Annotated in this window: 28 protein-coding genes and 1 pseudogene; 17 read left to right on the forward strand and 12 right to left on the reverse strand. The window is 47.0% G+C overall.

The genetic code is table 11. The features are described 5' to 3' along the window. Positions 1-296 precede the first annotated feature (296 nt). The 5 genes from E4K71_RS05735 (at position 297) to E4K71_RS05755 (ending at position 3,967) form a co-directional block, all read left to right on the forward strand. The gene (locus tag E4K71_RS05735; RefSeq protein ID WP_135077628.1) at positions 297-2,087 is read left to right on the forward strand and encodes a bifunctional diguanylate cyclase/phosphodiesterase; all 1,791 of its coding nucleotides are present in this window, start codon (positions 297-299) and stop codon (positions 2,085-2,087) included. Between the two features lie 82 nt (positions 2,088-2,169). Next, positions 2,170-2,523, forward strand: coding sequence for an NADH:ubiquinone oxidoreductase subunit NDUFA12 (locus tag E4K71_RS05740; protein ID WP_135077630.1), 354 nt, complete (start codon positions 2,170-2,172; stop codon positions 2,521-2,523). 80 nt (positions 2,524-2,603) lie between these two features. Further along, complete coding sequence (locus tag E4K71_RS05745; RefSeq protein WP_135077632.1) at positions 2,604-3,074, forward strand: MlaD family protein; 471 nt, start codon at positions 2,604-2,606, stop codon at positions 3,072-3,074. Positions 3,075-3,095: 21 nt separating this feature from the next. Further along, complete coding sequence (locus E4K71_RS05750) at positions 3,096-3,557, forward strand: outer membrane lipid asymmetry maintenance protein MlaD (protein ID WP_346504513.1); 462 nt, start codon at positions 3,096-3,098, stop codon at positions 3,555-3,557. 2 nt (positions 3,558-3,559) lie between these two features. Beyond that, positions 3,560-3,967, forward strand: a complete 408-nt coding sequence (locus E4K71_RS05755; protein ID WP_135077634.1) for a DUF2155 domain-containing protein — start codon at positions 3,560-3,562, stop codon at positions 3,965-3,967. Here E4K71_RS05755 and aat read toward each other — a convergent pair. The 4 genes from aat to aroQ form a co-directional block, all read right to left on the reverse strand. After that, on the reverse strand, positions 3,889-4,572 hold the full coding sequence (gene aat, locus E4K71_RS05760) for a leucyl/phenylalanyl-tRNA--protein transferase (RefSeq protein ID WP_135077636.1): 684 nt from the start codon (positions 4,570-4,572) through the stop codon (positions 3,889-3,891). The two genes, E4K71_RS05755 and aat, sit on opposite strands and share 79 nt — an antisense overlap. Positions 4,573-4,663: 91 nt before the next feature. Next, a complete protein-coding gene (accC, locus tag E4K71_RS05765) occupies positions 4,664-6,007 on the reverse strand; it encodes an acetyl-CoA carboxylase biotin carboxylase subunit (RefSeq protein ID WP_135077638.1) in 1,344 nt (447 codons plus the stop codon). Positions 6,008-6,019: 12 nt separating this feature from the next. Next, on the reverse strand, positions 6,020-6,469 hold the full coding sequence (gene accB / locus E4K71_RS05770; protein WP_135077640.1) for an acetyl-CoA carboxylase biotin carboxyl carrier protein: 450 nt from the start codon (positions 6,467-6,469) through the stop codon (positions 6,020-6,022). Positions 6,470-6,487: 18 nt separating this feature from the next. Next, a complete protein-coding gene (gene aroQ / locus E4K71_RS05775; RefSeq protein ID WP_135077642.1) occupies positions 6,488-6,931 on the reverse strand; it encodes a type II 3-dehydroquinate dehydratase in 444 nt (147 codons plus the stop codon). A gap of 142 nt (positions 6,932-7,073) precedes the next feature. Here aroQ and thiS point away from each other — a divergent pair. The 12 genes and pseudogenes from thiS to E4K71_RS05840 all read left to right on the forward strand — a co-directional run bounded on the left by thiS (position 7,074) and on the right by E4K71_RS05840 (position 19,159). Continuing rightward, positions 7,074-8,059, forward strand: a pseudogene (gene thiS, locus E4K71_RS05785) (sulfur carrier protein ThiS). Beyond that, positions 8,059-8,775 carry a type 1 glutamine amidotransferase gene (locus E4K71_RS05790; RefSeq protein WP_135077648.1) on the forward strand — a complete coding sequence of 239 codons (717 nt, stop codon included), beginning with the start codon at positions 8,059-8,061 and terminating at the stop codon, positions 8,773-8,775. The pseudogene thiS and the gene E4K71_RS05790 overlap by 1 nt, the downstream one beginning before the upstream one ends. Positions 8,776-8,810: 35 nt before the next feature. Then, positions 8,811-9,566, forward strand: coding sequence for a YdcF family protein (locus E4K71_RS05795; protein WP_167730306.1), 756 nt, complete (start codon positions 8,811-8,813; stop codon positions 9,564-9,566). Between the two features lie 14 nt (positions 9,567-9,580). Continuing rightward, a complete protein-coding gene (locus E4K71_RS05800) occupies positions 9,581-10,774 on the forward strand; it encodes a lytic murein transglycosylase (RefSeq protein WP_167730308.1) in 1,194 nt (397 codons plus the stop codon). A 67-nt stretch (positions 10,775-10,841) separates the two neighbouring features. Next, the gene (locus E4K71_RS05805; protein WP_206201960.1) at positions 10,842-11,810 is read left to right on the forward strand and encodes a septal ring lytic transglycosylase RlpA family protein; all 969 of its coding nucleotides are present in this window, start codon (positions 10,842-10,844) and stop codon (positions 11,808-11,810) included. Next, positions 11,761-12,960, forward strand: a complete 1,200-nt coding sequence (locus tag E4K71_RS05810; protein WP_240796876.1) for a D-alanyl-D-alanine carboxypeptidase family protein — start codon at positions 11,761-11,763, stop codon at positions 12,958-12,960. Before E4K71_RS05805 ends, E4K71_RS05810 begins: the two co-directional genes overlap by 50 nt. Next, entirely contained in the window at positions 12,960-13,598 is a 639-nt protein-coding gene (gene tmk / locus E4K71_RS05815; protein ID WP_135077654.1) for a dTMP kinase, read from the forward strand. Before E4K71_RS05810 ends, tmk begins: the two co-directional genes overlap by 1 nt. Next, positions 13,595-14,710: a DNA polymerase III subunit delta' gene (locus E4K71_RS05820; RefSeq protein ID WP_135077656.1), complete on the forward strand. Its 1,116-nt coding sequence runs from the start codon at positions 13,595-13,597 to the stop codon at positions 14,708-14,710. Before tmk ends, E4K71_RS05820 begins: the two co-directional genes overlap by 4 nt. A gap of 59 nt (positions 14,711-14,769) precedes the next feature. Continuing rightward, positions 14,770-16,494 (forward strand): methionine--tRNA ligase, encoded by a 1,725-nt coding sequence (metG, locus tag E4K71_RS05825; protein WP_135081990.1) that lies wholly within the window; start codon positions 14,770-14,772, stop codon positions 16,492-16,494. A gap of 11 nt (positions 16,495-16,505) precedes the next feature. Further along, entirely contained in the window at positions 16,506-17,285 is a 780-nt protein-coding gene (locus E4K71_RS05830; RefSeq protein ID WP_135077658.1) for a TatD family hydrolase, read from the forward strand. 1 nt (position 17,286) lies between these two features. Beyond that, entirely contained in the window at positions 17,287-18,060 is a 774-nt protein-coding gene (locus E4K71_RS05835) for an MBL fold metallo-hydrolase (protein ID WP_135077660.1), read from the forward strand. A 598-nt stretch (positions 18,061-18,658) separates the two neighbouring features. After that, positions 18,659-19,159 carry a hypothetical protein gene (locus E4K71_RS05840; protein ID WP_135077662.1) on the forward strand — a complete coding sequence of 167 codons (501 nt, stop codon included), beginning with the start codon at positions 18,659-18,661 and terminating at the stop codon, positions 19,157-19,159. Between the two features lie 65 nt (positions 19,160-19,224). Here the strand turns inward: E4K71_RS05840 and E4K71_RS18550 are convergent, their stop codons facing one another. The 8 genes from E4K71_RS18550 to E4K71_RS05870 all read right to left on the reverse strand — a co-directional run bounded on the left by E4K71_RS18550 (position 19,225) and on the right by E4K71_RS05870 (position 22,446). Then, entirely contained in the window at positions 19,225-19,356 is a 132-nt protein-coding gene (locus tag E4K71_RS18550; RefSeq protein ID WP_276321854.1) for a hypothetical protein, read from the reverse strand. Next, positions 19,356-19,583 (reverse strand): hypothetical protein, encoded by a 228-nt coding sequence (locus E4K71_RS05845; RefSeq protein WP_135077664.1) that lies wholly within the window; start codon positions 19,581-19,583, stop codon positions 19,356-19,358. The genes E4K71_RS18550 and E4K71_RS05845 overlap by 1 nt, the downstream gene beginning before the upstream one ends. Before the next feature lie 10 nt (positions 19,584-19,593). Continuing rightward, positions 19,594-19,746, reverse strand: a complete 153-nt coding sequence (locus tag E4K71_RS18160; RefSeq protein WP_167730312.1) for a hypothetical protein — start codon at positions 19,744-19,746, stop codon at positions 19,594-19,596. 106 nt (positions 19,747-19,852) lie between these two features. Then, on the reverse strand, positions 19,853-20,053 hold the full coding sequence (locus E4K71_RS05850; RefSeq protein ID WP_135077666.1) for a hypothetical protein: 201 nt from the start codon (positions 20,051-20,053) through the stop codon (positions 19,853-19,855). Beyond that, positions 20,053-20,547, reverse strand: a complete 495-nt coding sequence (locus E4K71_RS05855; RefSeq protein ID WP_135077668.1) for a cell wall hydrolase — start codon at positions 20,545-20,547, stop codon at positions 20,053-20,055. The genes E4K71_RS05850 and E4K71_RS05855 overlap by 1 nt, the downstream gene beginning before the upstream one ends. 37 nt (positions 20,548-20,584) lie before the next feature. Then, positions 20,585-21,523, reverse strand: coding sequence for a discoidin domain-containing protein (locus E4K71_RS05860; RefSeq protein ID WP_135077670.1), 939 nt, complete (start codon positions 21,521-21,523; stop codon positions 20,585-20,587). Then, a complete protein-coding gene (locus E4K71_RS05865; protein WP_135077672.1) occupies positions 21,524-22,072 on the reverse strand; it encodes a hypothetical protein in 549 nt (182 codons plus the stop codon). Further along, positions 22,072-22,446: a hypothetical protein gene (locus tag E4K71_RS05870; protein WP_135077674.1), complete on the reverse strand. Its 375-nt coding sequence runs from the start codon at positions 22,444-22,446 to the stop codon at positions 22,072-22,074. The genes E4K71_RS05865 and E4K71_RS05870 overlap by 1 nt, the downstream gene beginning before the upstream one ends.

Raw genomic sequence — 22,446 nt, forward strand, 5'->3', positions numbered from 1 at the left:
TTGCGCCTGCACAAAATATAGGAAAACCCTGTAGAGAATCGAAAAATGAGGGAAGTTATGCTTAAAAAATAGGCAAAGCGAAGAGGGGGAACCCTCCAGAATCGCACCTTGAACCAAAGCATCTTTATCGCGAATTAAACGATACTAAAGTGCAGAAAACCAATGTTTTCACTAGCTTTGTGCTGTAAAATTGAATAGAAAATAAAATAGAAAACTCAGGGCTGACTGTAAAAGCTGTGGTATGGTGGCGCTCTCTCTTGAATGAGAGAGAAAATTAAATATAAGAAAAACGGGATATGGTGTCTGGAACATATAGCGGAGATGCTGATTTTGGGGGAAGTGAATCAGTTTCCGATTTAAAAAAGCAGATTAATGTGTTGCAGGACGCATTAAAAACATCTGAAAATCGCCTTGGAGAGATGATGGGCAATCTCCCGGTGACGTTGTTTCGTTTGGAACGTAGCAGTGATGGCACCATTTCCTTTCCATATATCAATGCGGGCTCAGCAGCACTGATGGGGGCAGACAGTGAAGGGTTGCTGGCAAATCAGAATGGCTTTTTAGGTCTTTTAAGTACACAGGATAAATTCAGGCTGATGCGTTGCCTGAGCCGATCCATTAAAAAGCAAACCCCTATTGATGAAGAAATATGCCTGAATGTCAGCGCACTGAATAAAGTGTGGGTGCGTGTATTTGCCAATATTCATGAAATGAACGAGGATAAAACTGTTTGGGACGGCGCGGCTATTGATGTGAGTGGGCAGCATATGCTGGATGAGCGCCTGCATTATCTGGCTTATCATGATGAAACCACCAAATTACCCAATCGCTTGGCAATGGAAGAATATCTCAATGGCTTGTTTGCACAGCCTGTTGAAACGTCTTTTGCTGTCTTGGCCCTTGCAATTGATCGGCTTGATCTGGTCAATGATACTTTGGGGATGGAAACAGCCAATCGTTTGGTGATTACGGTTGCTGAACACCTGCAAAAAATGTTGCCTCACGGGACATTCTTGGCCCACCCACGTGCTGAAAACTTCTGTATCGTCTGGGAAGGTTTTGACAGTGACCAAGAGGTGGCGAATATTTCCAACAAGATCCTGGAGGCATTGAAAATTCCTTTTGATATTGGGGCACGTCAGCTGGATATCAGTGTCAGTCTGGGGATCAGTATTGCTTATAGGGACGGTGAGGATGCAGATGCCCTTATGATGAATGCGGATACGGCCATGCGCCGGGCGCATTTGACATCACCGGGGGGCTATCGTTTCTATGTCGAAGAAATGAATACGCGGGCCTTGCGGGTTTTGGCTTATGAAAACCGTTTGAGAAAGGCAATTTCCAATAAGGAGTTTGTTCCCTTTTTCCAACCTTTGGTCAATATCCAGACTGGGGAAATTGCGGCGATGGAAGCTTTGGCCCGTTGGAAGCATCCAAGACTGGGCCTTGTGGGGCCGGGGGAGTTTATCCCGGTGGCTGAAGAGGCTGGTCTTATTGGTGAGATTTGCCATCAAATTCTTTATAGCACATGTGCGACGGCGAAAAAATGGCTGGATGACGGGCTCAAGCCCATTCCGTTGGCGGTGAATATTTCCTGGCGTCAATTTGCCCAGCCAGAACGTTTGTTATTATTGATGAACCGGGTCCTTCAGGAAACAGGTATGCCACCAGAACTGGTTGAGTTGGAATTAACGGAAAGCTCTGTGATGGAAGAGCCGGATTCTGCTATTCGGACCCTGAATGACTTACGCGAGTTTGGGGTCACGGCATCTATTGATGATTTTGGGACAGGGTATTCTTCCTTGTCCTATTTGAAGCGTCTGCCAATTTCCAAGCTGAAAATTGACAGGGCCTTCATTCATGAGGTGACTGAAAATGAGCGTGACGGCGCAATTGTCGATGCGATTATTCAATTGGCCCGTGCGTTGGGATTGAAGACGGTTGCCGAAGGGATTGAGACCCGCCAGCAATATGAATATCTGCGTAACAAGGGATGTGATTTTGCTCAAGGGTTCTTTTTCAGCAAGCCGGTTCCGGCGGAGGAAATGGAGAAAATGCTGATCAAAGGAAGCTTTCCAACCTCGTAACACTTGAAGAAACAGGCGTGATCGACTAAAAATATAAGGGTAATTTCTCGCGTGCTTTTACAGCTTTACAAGGGGATGTGATATGACAATCGGAACCCGACTTTATACTTGGTTGAATGGTACGTTGGTGGGGACCGACGAATTCGGGAATAAATATTATCACAATAAAAAGAAGCTTCAGGGCCGGGAACGTCGCTGGGTTGTGTATAAAGGTATTGCTGAAGGGTCAAAAGTCCCGGCAGAATGGCACGCCTGGTTACATCACACTGTAGATGACCCGCTGACCGAAGAAGCAACACAGGCCAAGCAATGGCAGAAAGAGCATGTGCCGAACCTGACGGGAACTGAAAATGCCTATTACCCTCAGGGGGATGCACGTCATGGCGGTAAGCGTGCGGCTGCGACAGGGGATTATGAGGCTTGGCAACCAGAATAAGGGTTTGAACTTTCACAGGTTTGACCCTAAAATCGGCGGGCGCTTTTTCAGGCGCCCCTTTTTATGAGTAGGAGGTTTGTGTGACATATTCATCGCGCAGGGAAAAAATTGTAGGCGGGCTGACGTTCTTGGCCTTGGTTATTGCAATTTTTGCTTCCTACGGTGGCGCTGATAGCGCAGTGGATGAAAGCATCTATCAGGTTTCTGCAACCTTTGGCCGGATTGATGGCTTGGCAGAAGAGGCCGAAGTCCGTATGGGTGGAGTACTGATCGGTCAGGTGATGAAGGCGGATTTAGACCAGAATTACCGCGCTGTTGTCACTATGGGGATTCATAAAGATGTGAAACTGCCACTGGATACCTCGGCAGCGATTCAAACCGACGGCTTGTTCGGGGCAAAGTTCATTGAACTGGAACCAGGGGGCGAAGAAGAAATGATGGTTAATGGCAGTGTGATTGATATGGCGCAAAGCTCTGTCGTTGTTGAAGAATTGCTGGAACTGATTATTTCAGAAGGCAAATCCAAACGTGCGCAACAACAAGACCAATAAACAGGAATAGGAACGTTCATCATGATGGGTAAGAATATTGTTGAAACAGTCATGGGCGGTGTGGTGTTGCTGGTCGCTGCCGGGTTTCTGTTTATTGCTTTGAACACAGCACAAGTGAAATCGGTTGAGGGCTATACGGTCGAAGCAGCTTTTCTGAAAATTGGTGGTCTGCAAAAGGGCAGTGATGTCCGCATGAACGGGATTAAAATCGGTACGGTACAAGAAAGCCGTCTGGACCCGGAAACCTATGATGCGGTTGTTGCCATGAGCATTCGCCCGGACTTGAAACTACCTGCTGATACGGTGGCTTCTGTTGTCAGTGGTGGTTTGATCGGTGGTAAATATGTGCGTTTGGAGCCGGGGGCTGATCGTGAGAATTTTGTTGCTGCAGGTGGCCGACTGGAAAATACCAAAGATTTCAAATCTCTTGAAGATCAGGTGGGTGAAATCATCTTTTTGGCCACAGGTGGTGAGGACCAATAATAATGTTAAAACGCTTTATCCTAGCTTGTAGCCTGCCGATGACTTTTGCCCCCGTGGCGTTGGCTGAACCTTATGATACGGTTGTTTTACAAGGTTTGGATAAAGTAACGGCGCGAGTTTCCCGTTTGGAAGCCCGTGTGGGGGATTTTATTAAATTTGGTAATCTGGAAATTGTCGCGCGCACGTGTGATAAGCGCCCGCCAACAGAAACACCGGAAAGTGCAGCCTTTCTTGATATTGCAGAAGTGAAGCCTGGGGAGCCTGCAAATGAAGTTTTTCGCGGGTGGATGTTTGCGTCCAGCCCAGCGTTAAATCCAATGGAGCATCCGGTCTATGACGTCTGGGTTCTGGACTGTAAGAACATGTCTTCCAACTCAGAAGCAAGTTCATCTTCTATCGGGTCTGAATAAAAAGTCAGCACGGGAATTTGCAGGGCTTCATCAAGAAGAAGGTGATAGGCCCGACGTGGAATTTCAATGGCCCCCAGTGTTTCTAAATGTTCTGTGACAAATTGGGTATCAAGCAAGCTGTAACCAGACAGGCGTAAACGGGCAACCAGATGCATCAGGGCGACTTTAGAGGCATTGGGGCGTCTGGAAAACATACTTTCCCCAAAGAAGCCTGCCCCCAGTGATACGCCGTACAGCCCGCCGACAAGTTCGTCACCTTCCCAACATTCTACGCTATGGGCACAGCCCATCTGAAAAAGTTCGTTATAAAGGCGAAAGACATCTTCATTCATCCAGGTGTCAGGACGAGTTTCGGTGCTTTCAGCACATTTTTCCATGACACCGAGGAAGTTCGTATCACACCGTACATCAAATTTCTTTTGTCGGATGGTTTTATAAAGGCTTTTTGAAATTTTCATCCCGTCCAACGGGAAAATACCGCGCAGTTCCGGATCGACCCAAAAGAGGTCCTCGGCATCACGGGTTTCAGCCATGGGAAACACGCCTGCGGCATAAGCACGCAGCAAAGTTTCTGCCGTAATCACGTATCTTTCGCTTCTATCCATAGGATAAATATATGGGATGATTGGATAAATTCAAGGAATAGGGGGAAAAAGAAAAACCGCCATTTCCGAATTGGAAATGACGGTTGTCTTTTTAATCTTCAAGGCCGACAAACTTTTCCAGCCATTTGATATCGTAATCCCCATTAATGAAGTCCTGATTTTCCAGAAGCTTCTGATGAAGAGGGATGGAACTTTTAATACCGCCGATGACATATTCGCCAAGGGCACGACGCAGACGCATCAAACATTCGTTCCGATTATTGCCATGAACAATCAGTTTGGCAATCATGCTGTCATAATGTGGTGGGACGGAATAACCGCTGTAAAGGGCAGAATCAACACGTACACTCAGGCCACCTGGGGCATGATAGTCGGTAATTTTACCCGGACAGGGCATGAAGTTTTCCGGGTCTTCTGCATTGATACGACATTCGATGGAATGACCATGGAATTTGATATCATCTTGTGTCATGCCTAGTGGGGCACCAGACGCCACACGGATTTGTTCCCGGCATAAGTCCAGACCTGAAATCATTTCAGAAATTGGGTGTTCCACCTGTAAACGTGTGTTCATCTCAATAAAGAAGAACTCACCATCTTCATATAGGAATTCCACCGTGCCCACGCCACGATATTTCATCTTACGCATGGCATCGGCAACGGTTTCACCGATTTTATTGCGCTGTATGTCATTCAGGGCAGGTGAGGGGGCTTCTTCCAAAACCTTTTGGTTACGGCGTTGCAAGGAACAATCACGTTCACCCACATGAACCGCATTGCCATGGGTATCACACAGAACCTGAATTTCAATATGGCGGGGCTTTTGAAGGAACTTTTCAATGTAAACGTCCGCATTACCAAAGGCAGCAAGCGCTTCGGTACGGGCTGTTTTCCAGTTAACTTCCATTTCGTCGGCATTGCGTACAAGCTGCATACCGCGGCCACCGCCGCCTGCTGTGGCTTTTACGATAACCGGGTAACCGAACTCTTCACCAATCTTCAGGGCTTCTTCAACCGTATCAACAGACCCGGCGGAACCAGGAACAATTGGCATGCCTGTTTGTTCTGCAATCTGTTTTGCGGTGATTTTATCACCCATCTGACGGATATGTTCTGGTGTCGGGCCAATAAAGGTAAAGCCGTGTTCTTCTACCATTTCGGCAAAATTGGCATTTTCTGACAGGAATCCATAGCCCGGATGGATGGCATCCGCCCCGGTAATCGTCGCAGCAGACAGGATGGCCTGAATATTCAGGTAACTGTCTTTGCTGGGAGCAGGGCCGATACAGACGGCTTCGTCAGCCAAACGCACATGCATGGCATCTGCATCGGCTGTAGAATGAATAGCCACTGTTGAAATACCCATTTCCTTACAGGCACGATGGATACGCAGGGCGATTTCACCACGGTTGGCAATCAGAACTTTTTCAAACATGGGCAAAACCAATTATTCGATAATGAACAGGGCGTCACCGAATTCCACAGGTGCACCGGAGTTCACCAGAATGCGGGAAACCTTACCTGCTTTCGGGGCGTGGATCGGGTTGAAAACCTTCATGGCTTCAACAAGGCACAGGGTTTGACCTTCTGTGACGGAATCGCCAACATTGACAAAGTTTGGTGAATCCGGATCCGGGGACAGGTAAGCAACACCCACCATCGGTGATGTTACAGCACCGGGGTGGTTGGATGCATCAGCCTCATCTTGTGCGGGAGCAGCCGCAGCACCAGCCACGGGTGCTGCCGCAACAGGGGCAGCAGTAGCATTTACAGTAACGTTTTTGGCAACACGAACGTGCCAGTCATCCTGACCATATTCGATTTCTGTCAGACCGGTATCGTTAAGCAGCTCTGCCAGTTCGCGAACCAGTTCGCTATTGAATTTATCCTTAGCCATTATAATTGATTCTCTTCATCAGCGACTTGAAAGGAGGCGACAAACAGCTTGCACCGCCAATTGATACCCATGTGTGCCCAGGCCGCAAATGACCCCATTGGCAGATTTGGATACAAAAGACGTGTGGCGAAACTCTTCGCGCTTGTGAATGTTTGAAAGATGTACTTCTACAACGGGTTTTTCAACAGCCTGCAAGGCATCGTGGATCGCCACGGATGTATGTGTATAGGCCGCTGGATTAATGACAATCGCATCAAAATTATCCCGAGCTTCCTGAATCCAGTCGATCAGGTCGCCTTCATGATTAGATTGGCGAAAATCAATCTCAACACCTTCGCCCTGTGCTGTTGCCAGACATAACTGTTCAACATCTGCTAAGGTTTCATGACCGTAGATTTCCGGTTCACGTTTGCCCAGCAGGTTGAGGTTAGGACCATTTAGTATGAGAATCTTATTCGACATCGTTATCATTAGAAATGTTTGCGAAATAGTACTGGCTTTATAGCATGCCTTGCACAGCTTGCAATCTTTCTTTAATCGCCCTCTTGCACTTAAGAAAAGGCTCGTACATACTCGGGCAAATTTTTAAGCTTATGGATAAAGAATGAACGTCATTGTTAATGGTGAAGAAAGAACACTTTCTCAAACGCAATCTGTAGAACAATTCCTTGTTGAAATTGGGCTCGATCCCAAAAAGGTTGCCGTAGAACGCAATTTGGAAATCGTCCCGAAATCAGAATTTGCAACACAGATGCTGGATGATGGCGACAAGCTTGAAATCGTACATTTTATTGGTGGAGGGTCTCAGTAATGAGCGACACATTTGAAATTGCCGGACAAACATTTAATTCCCGCTTGTTGGTCGGGACGGGTAAATATAAGGATTTCGACGAAACCAAATTGGCGATTGAAGCCAGTGGGGCTGAAATCGTTACGGTCGCTGTGCGTCGTGTAAATGTCAGTGATCCAAGCCAACCCATGCTGGTTGATTATGTTGATCCGAAAAAATATACCTATCTGCCCAACACCGCAGGCTGTTTTACCTGTGATGACGCCGTGCGCACCTTGCGTCTGGCCCGTGAAGCTGGTGGTTGGGACTTGGTGAAGCTCGAAGTTTTGGGCGATCAGGCGACCCTTTACCCCAATATGCCGGAAACCTTGAAGGCCGCTGAAATGCTGATCAAGGAAGGTTTTAAGGTGATGGTCTATTGTTCGGATGATCCGATTGCAGCCAAGCAGCTGGAAGATATGGGCTGTGTGGCGATTATGCCGTTGGGCTCACTGATTGGCTCCGGTCTGGGGATTTTGAACCCGGTTAATATTCAGATCATCAAACAAAATGCCAAGGTTCCCGTGTTGGTCGATGCTGGTGTGGGTACAGCGTCGGATGCAGCCTATGCTATGGAACTGGGCTGTGATGGTGTGCTGATGAATACAGCGATTGCGGCGGCGAAAGATCCGATTGCCATGGCACAAGCCATGAAACTGGCTGTGGAATCCGGTCGTTTGGCATTTAAAGCAGGGCGTATGCCCAAGAAGCAATATGCGGATCCTAGTTCGCCGACATCCGGGTTGATTGAGACGAAATAATGATCAGGCTGGGCATGTTGACCTGCGGTGCTTTTGATGATGAAACCATCGGAAGCAAATATGAAGGCGATTATGTCGATTTCTTTTACCGTGGGTTTACTGCTGCGGGGCGGGAGTTCTCTTATAAAAACTATCATGTTTTTGAAGATGAATTCCCTGACACGATTGAAGAATGTAATGCCTGGTTGGTGACAGGTTCTAAAAATGGAGCCTATGAGGATTTACCCTGGATTCATAGGCTTCAGTCTTTTGTCAAAAAATCCTATGATGCCCAAATTCCCCTAGTTGGTATTTGTTTTGGCCATCAGCTTTTGGCACAAGCCCTTGGTGGGAAAGTGGAAAAGGCCAAGGCTGGCTGGGGGATTGGTGTTCAAAAATATACACTGTTTGAACCCCTTGGCGGGATTGAGGGCAATTGCTTGAAACTTTATGCCATCCATCAGGATCAAGTGGTGAAACTGCCGCCACAGGGCAGGGTGATTGCGTCAACGGATCATTGCCCAATTGCGGCTATTCGTTACCAAGGTCCGGCGGTTTCCTTTCAGCCCCATCCTGAATTTACCAAAGAGTTTGAACATGATTTGGTCAAACGCAATATCGGGGTGAATTTTTCAGAAAAACATGGTCAGCAGGCTCTGGATAGTCTGGAGACTGAGAGTGTACAAAACCGTGAAGTCATGGCGTATATCGCTGACTTTATAACGGACTATATTTGATGTTTTTCTATCTTTCCAAAATTCTGTGGTGGTTTATGGACCCCGGCAATGTGCTATTTATCGGCTTGTTATTTGGCACTTTATTATTATGGACCAAATGGGTACGTATAGGCAAAACTCTTTGCTTGTTATCCTGTGTCTATTTTTTGATTGTCGGTGTGTTGCCTGTCGGGACATTTTTACTGGATATTTTGGAACAACGTTTCTCAAAACCAGACGTAATGCCACAGCATGTTGATGGTATTGTTGTTTTAGGCGGGGTTGTTAATATAAAGAAGACGGTCAAAACGCAGCAGCTTTCGTTGATGAAAACCCGTGAGCGTGTTGATGTTTTACCTGAGTTGACAAAAAGATACCCCAAGGCCAAGGTTCTATTTACATCTGGGTCAGCAGAGCTTGTGGATAATGAGGTGAAAGAAGCTGATCTTATTAAGCCTTATTTAGAAAAAATTGTCGCAGACCCATCGAAGCTGATTTTTGAAAACCAATCGCGCAACACCATTGAAAATGTCATTAATAGTAAGAAGCTTGTGAAACCTCAAAAAGGGGAAACTTGGTTGTTGGTGACATCAGCGTCTCATATGCCAAGGTCCGTGGGGATTTTTCGCAAGCAAGGATGGGATGTGACACCTTATCCGGTCAATTATGTGGTGGGGAATTATTATCTCTACGATATTGAAGTGTTTTTGAGGAAAGGTTTAACCCGATTACGTACACCTCTTCACGAATGGTTAGGGCTTTTGGCTTATTATCTGACAGGTAAAACGTCGGCATTTTTCCCGGCACCTTAATGAATGAGGATCAAATGATTGATAAGAAAAGATTTTTGAAGGCTGGCGCGTTAGCAGGGGCTTTGTTGTTTAGTTCAATGTTACCGGCGCATTCTCAAGAAGATTATCAATCCTGGCTGAAAAACTTCCGCCAGACAGCTGCGCAACAAGGTATTTCCCAAAAAACACTGGATGCGACGCTTAAGGGCCTGACACCTAATAAGCGGGTGTTGGAACTGGATCGTCGTCAGCCGGAATTTTCTCTGACATTTTGGAAATATCTCAATAACAGTATTTCAGAAAAGCGAATTAAACGCGGGCGTGACTTGCTGAAAAAACATGCAGCTCTCTTTAATAAAGTGCATGCGAAATACGGTGTACAGCCTCGCTTTCTCGTGGCTTTTTGGGGGCTGGAAACAAACTTTGGGGATTACACAGGTGTGTTTCCATTGATCCAGTCTTTGACCACGCTGGCCCATGATGAACGCCGTCGTGAGTTTTTTACCAAGCAATTGATCACAGCCTTGGAAGTGATGGATCGTGGTGATATCCCTTATGATGTGAAGGCATCCTGGGCAGGGGCCATGGGCTATTGTCAATTTATGCCGACAACCTACAAGGCTTATGCCGTTGATGGGGATGGAGATGGCAAGCGTGATATGTGGAACAGCCTGCCGGATGTTTTTTATTCAGCATCGAATTTTTTGTCTGAGTCAGGCTGGCAACCGGGTGAGACCTGGGGACGGGAAGTGAAAATTCCGAAAAGTTTTAATCTGGATCTGACAGGCTTGGGAACGAAAAAGCATATTAGCGAGTGGGCAAGACTTGGCATTGTCAATATTGATGGCAACTCCTTGCCCAAGGCAGATATTAAAGCATCGCTTATAATTCCTGCCGGCTATAAGGGGCCTGCATTCTTGGTCTATGAAAATTTCAGAACGATTCTGGATTGGAATCGCTCAAACTTTTATGCCATTGCGGTTGGGCATCTGGCAGACCGTCTGGTTTGGAAAGGCCCATTGCAAAGCCCGCAATATAAAGAAACCCCTTTAAGCCGTGCGCAAACCCTGAAAATTCAGGCTCGCCTGAATGCGATGGGCTATAGCGTTGGAAAACCTGATGGAATTGCCGGCTCTCGTACACGTAAAGCCATTAAAGCTTTCCAGAAAAAGCATGGAATTCCTGCTGACGGGCATCCCAGTGTTGAACTTTTGGGCCTGTTGAAATAAGCGATGACTTGAAGCTTTCAAAATTGGACAGTATTGTAGGCAAATGCTTGAAACCGGGATTATTGAAATGAAGAAACTACTGCGTCCGCGCACCGCCCTTTATGCCATGATGGCAGCTGTTTTATTAAGCGGTTGTGCTGAGACACGTTTTCTGGCCACCTCTGCCAAGAAAGTTGGTGGGGCACCTGCGGTCAGTGGTCACTATAAGGTCGGCAATCCTTATCAAATCCAAGGGGTCTGGTACTACCCAGCCGAAGACTACGATTATGTGGAAACAGGCATTTCATCCTGGTATGGCCCGAAATTCCATGGCAAGCCGACAGCCAATGGCGAAGTGTTTGATATGAACCTGGTCAGCGCCGCCCACCGCACCTTGCCAATGCCCTCTCTCATTCGGGTGACAAATCTGGAAAATGGCCGCTCACTGGTTGTTCGTCTGAATGATCGCGGACCTTTTGCACATGGTCGTATCCTTGATATGTCACGTCGTGGCGCACAATTGCTTGGCTTTGAAAAGCAGGGAACGGCACGGGTACGTGTTGAGCTTTTGAAAGAACAAAGTCTGGCCCTCAAAAACTCTCTGGTTAATCAGGTTGCAGGTAACAATGCGCCGATTAAATCAGGCGGGATGCAAAAACCGATGGTGAGTGCACAAAATCTTTCTGTGCCAAACGGGGCGCAAGCCGCACCGCCTGCACCAACGCAAACTGTTCTGGCCCCACAGCAATCTTCCTGGGCGAACCCGCAACAGGTCCAGCAGGCAGATACCTCTATTCGCACTTATGCCGTGACACCAACGCGTATGTATATTCAGGCAGGGGCCTTTTCACGTTATGAAAATGCCAACCGGGTAAAGGCTGCTTTGTCTTCGGTTGGGGATGTGGAAGTGTCTCAGGTACTGGTGAACGGGCGTGATTTCTTCCGTGTGCGTGTCGGCCCGCTACAAAATGTGAATAAGGCTGATCAGCTTTTAAATGAAGTCATCAATGCTGGCTATCCATCTGCAAAAATTATTGTTGAAAAAGGAAAAGGCTAAAATGGGTCTGCGCTCAACCTTTCTTGCGACTGCGTTTACTGCATCTCTTCTGGCATCAACGTCTCACGCGATTGATACATCAGCGCGTGAAGCTTTCATGATTGACATGAAAACGGGGCATATCCTGTTGGAGAAAAACCCGGATGTGTCTATGCCGCCCGCTTCCATGAGTAAATTGATGACTCTCTATTTGGTGTTTGAGCGTCTTAAAGACGGGCGTTTGACACTGGATGACAAATTCACGGTTTCTGAGCGTGCTTGGCGCAAAGGTGGGGCGGCTTCTGGCAGTTCCACCATGTTTCTGGAGCCGCGCCAAAAGGTCCGTGTGGAAGACCTGATCAAGGGGATTATCATTCAATCTGGTAATGATGCCTGTATTGTTGTTGCCGAAGCGGTTGCTGGGTCTGAGAAGAATTTTGCTGTGGAAATGACGGAAAAAGCCCGTGAACTGGGCATGGAACATTCCACTTTTTCCAATGCAACTGGCTGGCCGGACCCCGGTCAACGTATGACACCGCGTGACTTATCTATTCTGGCAGAAGCCTTGATTACCGAATTTCCCGAATATTATAAGTTCTTTGCAGAAAAGAATTTTAAATATAACGGCATTCGTCAAAGCAACCGCAATCCACTTCTTTATAAGACAATGGGTGCAGACGGTTTAAAAACAGGGCATACATCCGAAGCCGGATATGGACTGACTTCTTCAGCAGAACGTGATGGCCGTCGTTTGATTCTGGTGGTCAATGGCCTAAACAGCGTTCGTGCGCGTTCCAGTGAATCTGAACGACTGATGGAATGGGGGTTTCGTGAATTCAATAACTACTCTCTCTTTAAAAAGGGGGAGGAAGTGACGCAGGCTGAACTTTGGCTTTCTGATAAGCAGTCTGTGGCGTTGTTGATTGATCAGGATGTGGAAGTGACCCTACCACGCAAAAGCCGTCGCAAGATGAAAGTTTCCGTTCAATATGACGGTCCGATTCCAGCACCTGTGAAAAAAGGTCAGGAACTGGCGAAAGTTGTCATTACGGCACCGGATGTAAAAGATATTGTTATCCCGCTTTATGCGGCGGAAGATGCAGAACGTCTTGGCTTTGTCGGTCGTCTTGGTGCGGCACTTAAGTCCATTATCTGGGGTGTGACCGGGTAATGACACGGGGGAAGTTCATTACCCTTGAAGGCGGCGAGGGGGCTGGTAAAAGCACGCAGGTTCGTCTTTTAAAAGAAGCCCTTCAACGCCAAGGTCTTGAGGTGGTGATTACCCGTGAGCCTGGTGGTAGCATTGGTGCCGAAGAAATTCGCAATCTGTTGGTCACAGGTGAACCGGGCCGTTGGGACGGTATGACTGAGGCCCTGTTGAATTTTGCCGCGCGTCGCGATCATTTTGCTAAAACCATTTGGCCTGCGTTAGATGAAGGCAAGTGGGTGATCTCAGACCGTTATGCAGATTCGACCATTGCTTATCAAGGTTATGGACATGGCTTGGATATGACTGCCCTTTATCAGCTATGGGATATTGCCATTGATGGGTTTCGCCCGGACCTGACTTTTGTTCTTGATTTACCTGTTGAAGTCGGGCTGGAACGGGCATTGGGGCGTGGGGACGGGGAAGACCGTTATGAAAAAATGGCCACTCAGTTTCACCATGACTTACGTGCAGGCTTTTTGAAAATCGCAGCCAAAGAGACAGATCGCTGTTGTGTGATTGATGCTACCCGTTCTATCGAAGATATTCAGGCTGATATGCAAACTGCATTGTGCCGTCGTTTTGAGATCACTTTGTCATGAGTACGGATGACAAAACCTCACCTCGTAATTCTACGGTCTTGCTCGGTCATTCTGAGGCCGAAAAGACACTATTAGACAGCTATAACTCCGGTCGCATGCATCATGCCTGGTTAATTACTGGGCCACGTGGCATTGGTAAGGCAACATTGGCTTATAGTTTTGCCCGTTTTCTTTTAAAACATGGCAAGCCCGGTGGGGCCGATGAAGGTGATAGCCTGTTTGGCGATGCGCTTCCCGCAGCTGAGCCGGATAGTCTACAAGTAGATGTTGAAGACCCGATCTATCGCCGTATTGCTGCCAGTGCCCATGGCGACCTGATGACCATTGAACGCGAATTTGATGAAAAGAAAAATCGTTTCAAGGGTGTGATCGGCGTGGACCGGGTGCGTGGCGTAGGTTCTTTTCTTGGGAAAACATCTGCCGAAGGCGGCTGGCGTGTGGTGATTATTGATGCGGCTGATGAAATGAACCGCAATTCCGCCAATGCGGTGTTGAAGGTTTTGGAAGAACCGCCGGCGCAAGCTGTGTTGATTTTGCTGGCCCATAATCCCGGCAAGCTATTACCAACGATCCGTTCACGTTGTCGTACACTCACATTGAATAGTCTCAGTGATGAAACGATTGTCCAATTGATGGCACAACATTGCCCCGATTCGTCTGAACAAGAGGCTTTGGAGCTGTCAAAACTGGCCGAAGGCAGCTTTGGTCGCGCTTTATCTTTATATGAAGAAGGCGGCTTGGACCTACATCAACAGCTGACAAAACTGCTTTCAACATTACCGCAATTAGACGTGGAAGCCTTGCATAAGCTGGCAGACAAGATGGCAAGGGCAGGGGCCGATGATGCCTTTCGCACTCTTGGTGACCTCTTATGCTGGTGGTTAGGACGCTTGATCTCTCAAGGGGCACGGGGTAAGACCTCAGGGCTTGGCTTGAATGATGCTGATGATGCGCTGATGCTTCGTGTGCTGCAATCTGCGGACGTGAATGCATTAATGGATGTTTGGTCAAAAGTGGGATCACATTTTGATCAGGCACTCAGCGGCAATCTGGATCGCAAGCAAGCCTTGCTGAATTCTTTTCTCGCGCTTGAAGGCGCAATGAGAAAGTAATGTCTTGGGGCCAGTCCCTAAAAAACACACCGTTTGACTTTATATTGGAGACCCCAACCATGGGTGCGACACCTTTTTACATCACAACGCCGATCTATTATGTGAATGACAAGCCGCATATCGGTCATGCCTATACGTCGCTTGCCTGTGATGTAATGGCCCGTTTTAAACGTTTGGATGGCTATGATGTAAAGTTCCTGACCGGGACGGACGAACATGGACAAAAGGTGGAAAAGTCTGCCAATGCCAAAGGCGTTGATCCGCAAAGCTTTACCGACGGTGTGTCGCAGAATTTCCGCGATCTGGCTCAATTTATGGGCTATACCAATGATGACTTTATCCGCACAACGGAAGAGCGTCATAAAAAAGCCTGCCAGGCCCTGTGGACAACCTTGCAGGAAAAGGGCGATATCTATCTGGGTGGCTATGAAGGTTGGTATGCGGTTCGCGATGAAGCGTTCTATACGGAAGATGAGCTTGAGAAAAAGCCCGATGGCACACGTATTGCCAAAGCATCCGGTGCGGAAGTGGAATGGGTGGAAGAACCCAGCTATTTCTTCAAACTTTCAGCCTATGAAGATCAACTGCTGAAATATTACGAAGACAATCCGGATTTCATCTTGCCCAAATCACGTCGCAACGAAGTGATCAGTTTTGTGAAAGGTGGGCTGCAAGACCTTTCCGTTTCCAGAACGACTTTTAAATGGGGTGTGCCTGTTCCTGGTGACGATGACCATATTATGTATGTGTGGATGGATGCGCTGACAAACTATATGACGGCTGTGGGCTATCCCGATCAGGAAGCGGAACAATATAAAAAATATTGGCCTGCTGATGTCCATATGGTGGGTAAAGATATTTTGCGTTTCCATGCGGTTTACTGGCCGGCCTTTTTGATGGCGGCAGGCCTGCCTTTGCCCAAGCGTGTGTTTGCCCATGGCTGGTGGACGAACGAAGGTCAAAAGATTTCCAAATCATTGGGCAATGTGATTGACCCGATTGATCTAGTGAATAAATACGGCTTGGATCAGGTGCGTTATTTCATGTTGCGTGAAGTCCCGTTTGGTAATGATGGGGATTTTGCCCATTCTGCTATGGTTTCACGTATGAATGGCGAGCTGGCAAACGATCTGGGGAACCTGTCCCAGCGTGTGTTGTCCATGATCGTGAAAAACTGTGAAGAAGCTATCCCGACACCACAGGCTTATACAGCTGAAGATCAGGAAATGTTGAATCAAGCTTATGGCTTGTTGGGCACCGTGCGTGAAAGTATTGAGGTTCAGTCTTTCAATGATTCTATTGAGAAAATCTGGCTGGTGATCCGTGCGGCCAATGGTTATGTGGATCATCAGGCCCCTTGGAAGCTGAAAAAGGAAGATCCGGAACGTATGGGCACGGTGCTTTATGTACTGGCTGAAACCATTCGTAACGTGGCCTTGATGCTGCAACCGTTGATGCCGGCCAGCATGGATAAAATGCTGGGCCTGTTGGAAGTTGCCGAGAGTGATCGCGCATTTGCGTCTTGTGGTGAGGCAGGTGCCTTGAAACCGGGGACAGTCCTTGAAAAGCCGGAAGGGGTCTTCCCGCGCTTTATTGATCATGAAGAGCTGGAAAATTCCTATGAAGGGAAAGATGGCACGTTCTTGATCAAACGAGCACTGCGTCAAAACCCGAAAAATAAAGAAACGGTTTTTGAGATTGAATTTGCAGATGGCAAGACGGAAGAGCTGCTGTCAACGGATTTGGAAAAAGCGAAAGAGAAGGGGGCTTTGACGCAAGTCTAAGTCTGTTTGTCATGCTGGTTGATACCCATTGCCATCTCGATTTCCCTGATTTTAAGGATGATTTTGATCAGGTTCTTGCCAATGCCAAGGATGCTGGCGTTGGAACCATGGTGACTATCTGTACCTATGTGACCCGTTTTGAACAGGTTCTGGACATTGCCAAGCAGCATGACAACATCTTTTGCACCGTGGGGATTCATCCTCATAATGCAGAAACGGAACCGGAAGTCAGCGTTGAAGACCTGACAAAAATGGCGAGTCATCCCAAGGTCATTGGCTTTGGGGAGACCGGATTGGATTATTTTTATGAACATAGTCCACGTGAAACTCAACAAGCTCAATTCAAAACGCATATCCAAGCTGCGCGTGAGTTAGGATTACCCGTTATCATCCATACGCGCGAAGCAGAAGCTGATACGTTGGCGATTATCGAAGAAGAAATGGCGAAAGAGCCTTTTTCTGGGCTTATCCATTGCTTTTCTGCCTCTAAAGAGTTTGCAGATCGTGTGGTGGAGCTGGGGCTTTATATCTCTATATCCGGTATTGTCACCTTCAAAAAAGCGCAAGAACTTCGTGATGCAATCGCTGATGTCCCGCTGGATCGCTTGTTGGTGGAGACAGATGCGCCTTATTTATCCCCCATTCCATATCGTGGCAAGCGCAATGAGCCTGCTTATACGGCTCATACAGCGGCCAAGGTGGCAGAAGTGAAGGGGGTAAGCGTGGAAGAGTTCACCCAGCAAAGTACGGACAATTTCTTCCGTCTGTTTGCTAAGGCAAAACGGGGCTGATATGCGTATTACGATCCTGGGATGTGGGCCATCAGGTGGCGTGCCCGGGATCGGGCCTTATTGGGGAAAGTGCGATCCTCAAAACCCCAAAAACCGCCGTTTACGGCCCTCTATCCTCATTCAGGATCATGATGTATCTCTACTAGTGGATACGTCACCAGACCTAAGACAGCAGCTTTTAAGCGTGGATTATGGCCGCATTGACGCGGTTCTTTATACCCATGGGCATGCGGACCATCTTCATGGCATTGATGATCTGCGTAGTGTCAATCGACAACAAAATGAAGCGATTGATATCTACCTTAACCAAGAAACACTGGATCATATTGAGCAGCGTTTTGGCTATGTGCTGGAGCCTTTGGCTGAAGGTGCAGATATGTTTTATAAGCCGGTTCTGATCCCGCATCTGGTGGTGCCGGGAACTGCGTTTGAAGTTAAAGACCTGTCTGTGATGCCAATTTTGCAGGATCATGGCTATTGCGAGACCATTGGATATCGTATTGGTGATTTTGCCTATTCCACAGACGTCGTAAATATGGCTCCTGAGAGCTTTGAGCTGCTGGCAGGGGTAAAGACCTGGGTGATAGGAACGCTCATAGACACGCCTCATACGACCCATGCAGACGTGGATAAGGCGCTTCGGTGGATTGAGCGTATAGGCCCTAAGAAGGCGTTTTTGACCCATTTAGGTAGTGCATTGGACTATCAGACGCTGACAGAGACGCTACCGTCACATGTGCGCCCATGTTTTGATGGGCTGCAAATAGAGCTGTAAGCGCTCTAGATTCATCTTCCTGATTCTTGTTTTGCTAGACTCATCTCAGTGATTCTATTTCTGCACCTTGGTGAAAATAGGGGGCTGTTTGAGTGTTTTTTCGCTTAAGCGCGAACGCATTTTATTGAGTTAATTCACTCTGAGTTTTTCTGTTTTCTTTAGCTGAAAATGAGCTTCTTTCTAAGCATCAATTTACGTGAAGTTTGTTTGAGAAATAGATGGCTGAATCGCAAGGGTAGAAAAGTTAAACTGTTTTTTGCGTATCAAAATCAAAGAAATCCATTCTTATTATTGGGCGGTTAATAATGCTAAATTCCACATCTAATACCATCTAAGTCATTGATATATTATGTATATAAAAAATATACATAATATATATTATGCGACAATGTATCACTATTTGCGCCGCCGCCATTCTTAAACCACCCTCTCTTTGTCTGTTGAGATTTTACTTTAACTTACAACCATCGCGTTATGATTGTGGTTCAAATAAGTATCTTTGAAAAAGCTTAATGCGGCACTTACACCAGAAGAAAAAATTAAAACTTTTGGTGTTTAAAGTGCCGCTAATTTTTTTTTTGATTGTGGAGTGATTTCTGTGTTTGAAGAGCTTGATTTTCGATTTTCTAATGCTCTTTCGTCTTTCGACGCTGAACAGTTGCAGATTCTTGCAGCCTATTATCGGGCCATGGCAGACCAATTTGACGCACGCGCTCAACAACTCATTGATTACCCCTCCAGTCCTCCAGTCTGTAAAAGATTTGCCAAAGAAGTACGCACGCGAATTGTGAACGGTCAGGATTTAGAAGACGCACTGGAGGACTGTGAACGCTATTTCCAAGTAGATCAGAGACTATTCAAAGCTGATTTTTTCCGGTTCTATGGAGAAAATGCCATTGAGAAAGCCGTTGCAGATCGTCCTGCCAATGTGAACAAACGGATTATAAAAGCCTTCAAGGGTGGCCTTACACGTCAACAGCTGGCAGATACGTTTCAAATGCCCAAAGGTGAAATTAGCCAGATCATAAAGACATGGCAGAACCGGAATAAACAGACCCTACCCTATGACAAAGGTCCCGACTGGTGCTATGAGGCATAAAAAAAGAGCGTTGCCCATTACAGCAACGCTCTTTCAAGTTTAGGAGATTACCGTGTCAAAAACGGTCAGCTTTTAACCTTCACCACACGACCACCTGGCATATACTTGAAGCCTTTTTTAAGTTTGCCGTTTTTGTCCAGTGCATTCATCTTTTGAGCCGCTGAGAACTTATTGCGGAATTTCTTTTTACGTGCCATTAGCCGCGCCCCTTCTCTTTCATAAACATGGAAGCAAGACCGAAAATCAGAGTTGCAACACCGAAGAGTGGGCCACCTGTTGCAAATGAAGTCCCGGCATCAACGGCGACTTCTACGCCTTGGGCTACTTGCGGGTTATCAAATAGTTGGGCCACGCCTAAAGCTGCAACGCCCATACCGCTGATCGTTGACGGTTCTGACACACGTTTTACAAATTCGTTATCCATAACTTTGTCCTTAGTTTAAAAGTTTCAAATATTTTAAAGCAGTTTCCAAAACGGCCATTCGTTCTTTCATAGAAACCATTTCAGGCAGTAACCAAGATAAAATCCCGGCGGTTACCACAGAAGCCAGATGACCGCTGGCTTGAATAAGTTTTAAAAAATCCATCAGTCTTTCCCCCAGTTGACCAGAAGCCACCAAATAAAGGAGATAGCGGCCATCATTTTAATCAGGCCGTGTTGTGGGTTTTTTGCTGGTAAAATTACGGCGCCCATTATTTTTTTCTCCGAAACTTAAAATAGGCCCAGACCCCTACCGCGCCGATCCCGGCAACGATGTATTTTGTGCGTGCGCCTTTTCGTTCATCAGCTGTTACAGGGTCATCATCAGGCCCTTTCATAACCTGATAGGTTCCAGCAGCACCTAAGCCGACTAAACCAATTACTTTTGCTGCTGCCCAAAATAATGCTGGCATTAGGCAAGCCCCTTATAGAATTCATGACCGCCAGCCGTGTAACTTGCCACATGGCCTACTGCCCAGTTCGCATACAAGCCACGGACCTTATAATGGTAAACATCATATCCGATGTGGTTCGGCATCGTTCCGGCCATGGCTTCACCAGCAATTTCATAAGCCAGATTAAAAACATCATTGTCCCCTGGCATAAGCTTTTCGATCTTTGAACGGTTTGGATCGTTATAATTCCAGCATGAGAACTGCCATGGTTTCAGGCAAACACTTGCAATGTCATTCCCCCACCAGCCACCACGATTGACACGGTTTAAAATTACCTGAGCAACACACTCCATACCGTGACGGCCTTCCCCGCGTGCTTCACCATATAAAGTCCGGGCCATAGTCAGGCGTATTTGTTCGTTTGGCTTATATTCTGTTTGTTTGTCCATTTGACTTGCTCCAAAGATCAGCGCCGCCGCACCGACGGCTATCAGCAACGCTTTCTTACTCATTTTGTTTTCACCGGATCAGAACCGGGCTTGATACGTTTTATTGCCATTGTACCCATACCCCATAAATTTCATTTGAAACCCCGGCGGTTCCCTCAAAGCGCCAAACGATTTGCGTCCCAGCCACCCCTGTAAAAGGAATGTCGCAGGTTGAAATGTTTAATTCCCCTTCATTTGGAAACCACGCAGAACCCTGCGCCTCAACAGTAGAGGCACTGGCAAAAGTGACGCCATTATCGCGTGAGATTTTAACCACACCGTCCAGTGCGACAGAATGCAGCAGAACCAGCCGCGCCGTAGATGGGCTTTCAGTCGCATCCTGCGCAACCCCTTGGAGGACCAAGGCCGGGTTATTCGCTTCAAAAACACGCCATTCTGCCATGTACCAATTCGCCTCAGCGGGGGACGTGTTGCCTGTTGGAATTAAGCGCCAATGCTTATGCGCCCCGACACTGGACCAAGAAATAGTCTTATCCGTCCCACCTGTTACGTTTGGAGTAAATTGTGTCCAGTCCGTCCCATTATCAGAATAAGCCACATCAAAAGCAGACACATACTGGTTGCCGTAGCTTGTTGTCTGGTCCAGAAACATTTCAACAATTTCTTTGTCAGCCGCAAAGGATTGCTGCAAGTAAATCCCATTCAGATAGTGATTGATCCCATCTACAGCAAACCCCGTAGACATATCCTCGTCATACAAACGAGAAATAGGGGTTCCACTTGGGGCATTACTTGCATCTGTTGACGCCGAAGCAACATTAACCAAGGCGCTATTCACAGAGTATTTACCCGCCGAATAGACATGACCGGAACAAGCCCCGGTATTCATGCCCATTTCATCGCTAAATTGGTCCGCAAAGCCATCGACCATTTTGGAAATCGACCAGCCGTTATCAACCATTTGACGTAGGAAGTTTTCAGCCGCTAATTGGCGGGCCACCGCATCATAGGAAACACCGCCACCTGTTGAGCCAGACATTTAGAATTCCTCCAGAACATAAACATCAACCGTACCAGTGGCGGCAATCCCATAAATATCGCTTTTACTTTGATCCAGCACAAACTCACTTGAAATCGGATAGCCCTTTGTTGTCGTATCTACATCACTTTCACCTATAAAGATTTCAGCATTATTCTTAGGCTTAAGCACCAGTGAAAAGCGCCCTGCCCCAGATGAAATCAAAGTTGGTACACTGGATACTGTGACTTTACGCCCTTTGGCTGTTGTGCCCCGTTTGATTTCTAAATCATCAAGAAGGGTGCGCCCATCGTAGTAATCATCATCAGTACAAAGAACCGTAATCGTATTCGGCGCTGTATGGATATTCTTGATCTCAAATTCATCAAAACCACCCTCAGGGCTACGTTTTGATTTATTTTCAGACTGAATACGCCGTTCACCACCAAACCCTTGTTCAAAAGGCCCGTCTGCGCTCAATACAATGAAGTGACGCCCACCTTCTGAAACGCGCCAAATTTGGCCCGGTTGCAAAGTTTGCGTATCACGATAATTGCGACGATCACCCATTAATCTTTACCCCAAAATAACCACATTGCAAAAAGAGATACCCCTGTAAAAAGAAGCCCTTTAACCGTCATTTCAGCCATTTCCTTGGCGTCATTCTCGGTCTTTTCTTCTGCAATTTTTAAACTTTCAATAGACAGTTTTTCTGCCAGATCACGCGAGGCTGTCATGACATCCCGTGATAAATCCATAGAAGCTTCACCCAAAGCTTGCGCAAGGTTCAGCCCGTTCGGGTCCATCGCTTCAATGATCACGTCACCCGCACTTGAAGCAATGCCGCCATTTTCCAAAATCTGACGAGTGTCATAGATATCATCGTCATAAGTTGTTGTTGTCTGGTTGGATGAACTGGATTGACTTGAAGACTTAGAACCCAT

The organism is Terasakiella sp. SH-1, from assembly GCF_004564135.1.
Lineage (GTDB): Bacteria > Pseudomonadota > Alphaproteobacteria > Rhodospirillales > Terasakiellaceae > Terasakiella.